The 6,570-nt window shown below is 61.1% G+C and carries 7 protein-coding genes; all 7 read left to right on the forward strand.

Annotated elements, in window-relative coordinates:
* Nucleotides 1-8 precede the first annotated feature (8 nt).
* Nucleotides 9-803 carry a carbon-nitrogen hydrolase family protein gene (locus D8U71_RS12835; RefSeq protein ID WP_071173821.1) on the forward strand — a complete coding sequence of 265 codons (795 nt, stop codon included), beginning with the start codon at nt 9-11 and terminating at the stop codon, nt 801-803.
* Nucleotides 804-841: 38 nt separating this feature from the next.
* On the forward strand, nt 842-3,253 hold the full coding sequence (pqqF, locus tag D8U71_RS12840) for a pyrroloquinoline quinone biosynthesis protein PqqF (protein WP_130887902.1): 2,412 nt from the start codon (nt 842-844) through the stop codon (nt 3,251-3,253).
* A 156-nt stretch (nt 3,254-3,409) separates the two neighbouring features.
* Nucleotides 3,410-3,484, forward strand: coding sequence for a pyrroloquinoline quinone precursor peptide PqqA (gene pqqA / locus D8U71_RS12845; protein ID WP_003444522.1), 75 nt, complete (start codon nt 3,410-3,412; stop codon nt 3,482-3,484).
* Between the two features lie 81 nt (nt 3,485-3,565).
* Entirely contained in the window at nt 3,566-4,477 is a 912-nt protein-coding gene (pqqB, locus tag D8U71_RS12850) for a pyrroloquinoline quinone biosynthesis protein PqqB (RefSeq protein WP_125925506.1), read from the forward strand.
* Nucleotides 4,478-4,616: 139 nt separating this feature from the next.
* The gene (gene pqqC, locus D8U71_RS12855) at nt 4,617-5,369 is read left to right on the forward strand and encodes a pyrroloquinoline-quinone synthase PqqC (RefSeq protein ID WP_042606685.1); all 753 of its coding nucleotides are present in this window, start codon (nt 4,617-4,619) and stop codon (nt 5,367-5,369) included.
* Entirely contained in the window at nt 5,366-5,641 is a 276-nt protein-coding gene (gene pqqD / locus D8U71_RS12860; RefSeq protein WP_071173824.1) for a pyrroloquinoline quinone biosynthesis peptide chaperone PqqD, read from the forward strand. Before pqqC ends, pqqD begins: the two co-directional genes overlap by 4 nt.
* Nucleotides 5,613-6,570: pyrroloquinoline quinone biosynthesis protein PqqE (pqqE, locus tag D8U71_RS12865; RefSeq protein WP_130887903.1), on the forward strand; the 958-nt coding region annotated here is incomplete at its 3' end. The genes pqqD and pqqE, both read left to right, overlap by 29 nt.

Here is a 6,570-nt window from a genome sequence, read left to right on the forward strand (position 1 = left end):
ATACCCCGATGCGCGTAGCCGTTTACCAATGTCCACCGCTGCCACTGGACCCCGCCGCCAACCTGCAGCGCCTGCATCAGGTAGCGATGGAGGCCAAGGGCGCCGACCTGCTGGTGCTGCCGGAAATGTTCATGACCGGCTACAACATCGGCGCCGAAGCGGTGAGCACGCTGGCCGAGGTCTACAACGGTGAATGGGCGCAGCAGATCGGCCGGATTGCCAAGGCTGCGGGTCTGGCGATCGTTTACGGTTATCCGGAGCGCACCGCCGACGGGCAGATCTACAACGCCGTGCAACTGATCGACGCCCACGGCGAGCGCCTGTGCAACTATCGAAAGTCGCATCTGTTTGGCGATCTCGACCGGTCGATGTTCAGCCCCGGTGACTCCGACTTGCCGGTGGTTGAATTGAACGGCTGGAAGCTCGGCTTCCTGATCTGCTACGACCTGGAGTTTCCGGAAAACGCGCGGCGCCTGGCCTTGACCGGCGCCGAGCTGATTGTGGTGCCGACGGCCAACATGATTCCGTTCGATTTCGTTGCCGATGTCACCGTGCGTGCCCGCGCCTTCGAAAATCAGTGCTACGTGGCTTACGCCAATTACTGCGGCCATGAAGGCGATATTCAGTACTGTGGGCAAAGCAGCATTGCCGCGCCGGACGGCAGCCGCATCGCCCTGGCAGGTCTGGACGAAGCGTTGATCGTCGGTGAACTGGACCGCCAATTGATGAACGACTCACGCCAGGCCAATCGCTATCTCAGCGATCGCCGCCCGGAGCTTTACGGCGCGCTCAACCGCCGCTAATCCGCTAGCATGGGCACTTCACTGTTCTGGAAGTGCCCATGCCTGCGCCGACTCATCCCCGCCCCCACTCTGAAACCCTGGCCAACGGCCTGCGCGTGACCCTGCGCCACGTGCCCGGTCTCAAGCGCAGCGCTGCGGCGTTGCGCGTGGCGGCCGGCAGTCATGACGTGCCGCTGGCATGGCCGGGGCTGGCGCATTTTCTCGAGCACTTGCTGTTTCTCGGCACCGAGCGTTTTCCCACAGACGAAGGGCTGATGGCCTACGTGCAACGTCACGGCGGGCAGGTGAATGCCAGCACCCGCGAGCGCACCACGGACTTTTTCTTCGAGTTGCCTGTGTCGTCCTTCAGCGCGGGGCTCGAGCGTCTGTCAGACATGCTCGCCCGGCCACGGATGAATCTGGACGATCAACTGCGTGAACGGGAAGTGCTGCAGGCGGAGTTTGTCGCCTGGTCGCAGGATCCGACAGCGCAACAGCAGTTTGCCTTGTATGAAGGTTTACCAGCGGAGCATCCGTTGCGCGGTTTTCATGCGGGCAATCGGGGCAGCTTGCAGGTCGAATCGCCAGGGTTTCAGTCGGCGCTGCAAGACTTCCATCAGCGCTTTTATCGAACCGGGCAAATGACCCTCAGTCTGGTCGGATCGCAAAGTATCGATGAGCTTCGGGAGCTGGCGCAGCAATTCGCAGCGGTGTTGCCGGTTGGGGATAAAGTTGCCCAGGCCGCACCGCCACCGTTGGCAGTGAAAAGTTACCAACAGGTCGGCGCTCACGCGAACCTGTTATTTGCTTTCGACGCGTTGTCCGAGTCATCCGCCGAGGCGATGGCCTTTCTCTGTCATTGGTTGAATAGCGCAAAACCTGGTGGATTGCTCGCATACCTGCATCAACAGAATCTGGCTGACAGCCTGAAAGCCACGCCGCTTTACCAGTTCGCCGGCCAAGCGCTGCTGCATCTTCAATTCCATGCCGACGGCGAGCAGTTGAACGCCATTCACGAACGGCTGCTGGATTGGCTGAGCTTCTTCGCCCGTCAGGACTGGACGCCGTTGCGCGAGGAATACGCCGCCCTGCTTCAGCGCCAGCAGCAAGTCAGCGGCGCATTGCAACTGGCGCGAACCGACATCGAGCAGCAAGCATTCGGCCTGTCCGAATCCGGCGCTGCCGCACTTGAGCACATCCTTCGCGAAATCGGCGTTGTGGATAACTTCAGCGATCATTGGCATCTGCCCGCCGCCAACCCTTTCTTGCGCGCCAGTGAACCGCTGGCCAACGCCGGGCTGATTCGCGGCCAGACCAGCGCCCACCGTGGCCTGCGCACCTTCGCCCAGGATCGCTCGCGCAGTCGTCGCGAGCGATCGCCGATGCAGTTCAGCCTGGCCCTGCCGGACAACAGCGATGAGGGCGCGATTTACCTGCGCTGGCAGGGCGAGACGGCGGCCAGCGCCGATCTGCGCTCAAGATTGCAGCGCAGTCTGCACCAGACCCGACAGGATGCGTCCCAAGCCGGAGTGGACTTGTCTTTCAGCGCCGCAGGTAACCAATGCCTGCTGAAAATGACCGGACTACAGGAACCGATGCCCAGCATCCTCGAGCATGCGCTGAAATGTCTGACGATGATCGACGCCGATTCGCCGCGCGACGAGGTGCAGATACCGTCGATGCCGATCCGCCAACTACTCGAAGCGTTGCCGGAAAAATGCCTGCCCACGATTGAAACCAGCGATGAGGCCAATCAGCTGTGGACAACTTCGCGCTGGGACGGCCTCGCTCTAGGCCTTAACCAACAAACCCAATCAGCCTTGGGCCTGGCGCTGAGCCGCATTCCCGGCACACCGGACAATCAGCTACCGGTGATACCGATCACCCAAGCCCAGTACCACTGGAGCCAGATCAACACCGCCTCCAGCGAACACGCCTTGCTGCTGATCTGCCCGACAGCCAGCCGCGATATTGCTGACGAAGCGGCGTGGCGCCTTGTGGCTCAGTTGTGCCAGACGCCTTTCTATCAGCGCCTGCGCGTCGAACTGCAATTGGGGTACGCCGTGTTCAGCGCGCTGCGTCAATTGCACGGCAGGACCGCGATTGTGTTTGGCGTGCAATCGCCGACGACTTCGGCCGCCGAGTTGCTCGAATATATTCAGGAGTTTTTCAACGGCATTCCCGCGTTGATCGAAACGCTCGATGAAGCAAGCCTCGAGCAACAGCGTCAAAGCCTCGCCGATCAGTTCGACGACACCACACTGTCCACCAAGGATGCCGCCGAACTCCTCTGGCAAGGCAAACTTGCCGGCCATTCGTCGGATTACCGGGAGCAGTTGGTCACGGCGATCCGGCAACTCGATCGCCAGGCTTTGCTGGCCGCTGCGCAGCGCCTGATCAATGCCGAGGGCGGCTGGCATTGCCTGGCCAATGAATCGATGCCGGACGCGCCGTGGCAAGTGACAAACTGATCATTACCGAGGCTGCAAGGAGCTTTCTCAAAGATTCACGGGTCACGGCGTTGAAATTTTGAGTAACATAGCCGCCTAACTAATTGGAACATCACCGCGCTGCCGTGGACTATAACTATGGATAGCGCTATCCCAACCCTCAGAAGGAGACATCTCATGGCCTGGACCAAACCTGCTTACACCGACCTGCGTATCGGCTTCGAAGTCACCATGTACTTCGCCAGCCGCTGAGTTCTGCTCACGCAGAATCGCAGTGCAACGCCTCGGCTCGCCGAGGCGTTTTATTTTCCGCGTTGAAATGATGGAGCGTTCATGTTCGTCCAGATTCTGGGTTCGGCCGCCGGTGGCGGTTTTCCGCAGTGGAACTGCAACTGCGTCAACTGCGCAGGCTTTCGCGACGGCAGCCTGAACGCCAAGGCCCGTACCCAATCGTCCATCGCCATTTCCGATGACGGCGTTAACTGGGTGCTGTGCAATGCCTCGCCGGACATCCGCGCGCAACTGCAAAGCTTCGCCCCGATGCAACCGGGCCGCGCCCTGCGCGACACCGGCATCAGCGCGATCATCCTGATGGACAGCCAGATCGACCACACCACCGGCCTGCTCAGCCTGCGCGAAGGCTGCCCGCATCAGGTCTGGTGCACGGACATGGTTCACGAAGACCTGAGCACCGGTTTTCCCTTGTTCAAAATGCTCACCCACTGGAATGGCGGGCTGGACTGGAACCGTATCGAGCTCGACCAGAGCTTCACCGTAGCGGCCTGCCCGAACCTGCGTTTCACACCGTTACCGTTGCGCAGCGCCGCGCCGCCGTATTCGCCGCACCGTTTCGATCCGCATCCGGGCGACAACATCGGTTTGATCGTTGAAGACCTCAGCACCGGCGGCAAGCTGTTCTACGCGCCGGGACTGGGCAAGGTCGATGCGCCGTTGCTGGAAATCATGGCGGACAGCGATTGCCTGCTGGTCGACGGCACGCTGTGGGATGACGATGAAATGCAGCGCCGTGGCGTCGGCACCCGCACCGGTCGCGAGATGGGCCATCTGGCACAGAACGGCGCCGGCGGCATGCTCGAAGTGCTGGAGCAGTTGCCCGAGCAACGCAAGGTGCTTATCCACATCAACAACACCAACCCGATCCTCGACGAGGATTCGCCGGAGCGTGCCGAACTTGCGCGGCGTGACGTTGAAGTAGCGTTTGATGGCATGAGTATCGTGCTTTAAGCAATCGAGACCGCTGCGCGGTCTATCGCGAGCAGGCTCACTCCTACAATGGAATGCGATCAACTGTGGGAGCGAGCCTGCTCGCGAAGAGGCCAGCACAGACACCAGAGATTTCCAGGGTTGTTCCCGGAGAACAGACATGACCGACACCCCGCTGTCCCCCGCCGAATTCGAAGCGGCCCTGCGCGCCAAGGGCGCCTACTACCACATCTACCACCCTTACCACGTGGCGATGTACGAAGGCCGCGCGACCCGCGAGCAGATTCAGGGCTGGGTCGCCAACCGCTTCTACTATCAGGTGAACATTCCCCTGAAAGACGCGGCGATCCTTGCCAATTGCCCGGATCGGGAAATCCGCCGCGAGTGGATTCAGCGCTTGCTCGACCACGACGGCGCACCCGGTGAAGATGGCGGCATCGAAGCCTGGCTGCGTCTGGGCCAGGCTGTTGGCCTCGACCCAGACCAATTGCGTTCTCAGGAGCTGGTGCTGCCCGGCGTGCGTTTCGCTGTCGATGCCTACGTCAACTTCGCCCGTCGCGCCAGTTGGCAGGAGGCCGCCAGCAGCTCGCTGACCGAACTGTTCGCGCCGCAGATCCACCAGTCGCGCCTCGACAGCTGGCCGCAGCATTACCCGTGGATCGACCCGGCCGGTTACGAATACTTCCGCACCCGTCTCGGTCAGGCGCGGCGTGACGTCGAGCATGGGCTGGCGATCACCCTTGAGCACTACAAGACCCGCGAAGGCCAGGAGCGCATGCTGGAAATTCTCCAGTTCAAACTGGACATTCTTTGGAGCATGCTCGATGCCATGAGCATGGCCTACGAACTGAACCGTCCGCCGTATCACAGCGTGACCGAACAACGGGTCTGGCATAAAGGAATTACCTTATGAATTTCGACCGCAGCAAAGTGCCGAGCTGGCGCCCGGGCTATCGCTTCCAGTACGAACCGGCGCAAAAGGGCCATGTGTTGCTGTACCCGGAAGGCATGATCAAGCTCAACGAAACGGCCGCGCTGATTGGCGGCCTGATTGACGGTGAGCGCGATGTCGCGGCAATCATTGCCGAACTCGACAAGCAGTTCCCCGGCGTGCCCGAGCTCGGTGACGACGTCGAGCAATTCATGGAGGTTGCCCGTGAGCAACACTGGCTCACCCTTGGCTGATCTGCCGGCCAAACCGCAAGTCGGCCTGCCGCTGTGGCTGCTCGCCGAGCTGACCTACCGCTGCCCGTTGCAATGCCCGTATTGCTCAAACCCACTGGATTTCGCCGAGCAGGGCAAAGAGCTGACCACCGAGCAATGGATCAAGGTGTTCCGCGAAGCGCGGGAGATGGGCGCGGCGCAATTGGGCTTTTCCGGCGGCGAACCGCTGGTGCGTCAGGACTTGGCCGAACTTATCCGTGAAGCGCGGCAGTTGGGTTTCTACACCAACCTGATCACCTCCGGCATTGGCCTGACCGAGCAGAAAATCAGCGACTTCAAAAAGGCCGGGCTTGATCACATCCAGATCAGTTTTCAGGCCAGCGACGAGCAAGTGAACAACCTGCTCGCGGGCTCGAAAAAGGCCTTTGCGCAGAAGCTGGAAATGGCTCGTGCAGTGAAGGCCCACGGCTATCCGATGGTGCTGAACTTCGTCACCCATCGGCACAACATCGACAAGATCGACCGCATCATCGAACTGTGCATTGCGCTGGAGGCTGACTTCGTCGAACTCGCCACTTGCCAGTTCTACGGCTGGGCGCAGCTCAACCGTGTTGGCCTGCTGCCGACCAAGGAGCAACTGGTGCGCGCCGAACGCATCACCAACGAATACCGGGCCAAGCTGGAAGCCGAAGGGCATCCGTGCAAGCTGATTTTCGTCACTCCGGACTACTACGAAGAACGCCCGAAAGCCTGCATGAACGGCTGGGGCAGCATCTTCCTGACCGTCACCCCGGACGGCACCGCCCTGCCCTGCCATGGTGCCCGCCAGATGCCGGTGCAGTTTCCCAACGTGCGCGATCACAGCATGCAGCACATCTGGTATGACTCGTTCGGCTTCAACCGTTTTCGCGGTTACGACTGGATGCCCGAGCCATGCCGCTCTTGCGACG

This window comes from Pseudomonas sp. Sample_21 (assembly GCF_004307525.1).
In the GTDB taxonomy this organism is placed as follows: domain Bacteria; phylum Pseudomonadota; class Gammaproteobacteria; order Pseudomonadales; family Pseudomonadaceae; genus Aquipseudomonas; species Aquipseudomonas atacamensis.

What these genes read in the sequence shown, in the direction of transcription:
- pqqC (WP_042606685.1), top strand. Translation starts at nt 4,617, where the DNA reads ATGACCGACACCCCGCTGTCCCCCGCCGAATTCGAAGCGGCCCTGCGC.
- pqqF (WP_130887902.1), top strand. Translation starts at nt 842, where the DNA reads ATGCCTGCGCCGACTCATCCCCGCCCCCACTCTGAAACCCTGGCCAAC.
- pqqB (WP_125925506.1), top strand. Translation starts at nt 3,566, where the DNA reads ATGTTCGTCCAGATTCTGGGTTCGGCCGCCGGTGGCGGTTTTCCGCAG.
- D8U71_RS12835 (WP_071173821.1), top strand. Translation starts at nt 9, where the DNA reads ATGCGCGTAGCCGTTTACCAATGTCCACCGCTGCCACTGGACCCCGCC.
- pqqD (WP_071173824.1), top strand. Translation starts at nt 5,366, where the DNA reads ATGAATTTCGACCGCAGCAAAGTGCCGAGCTGGCGCCCGGGCTATCGC.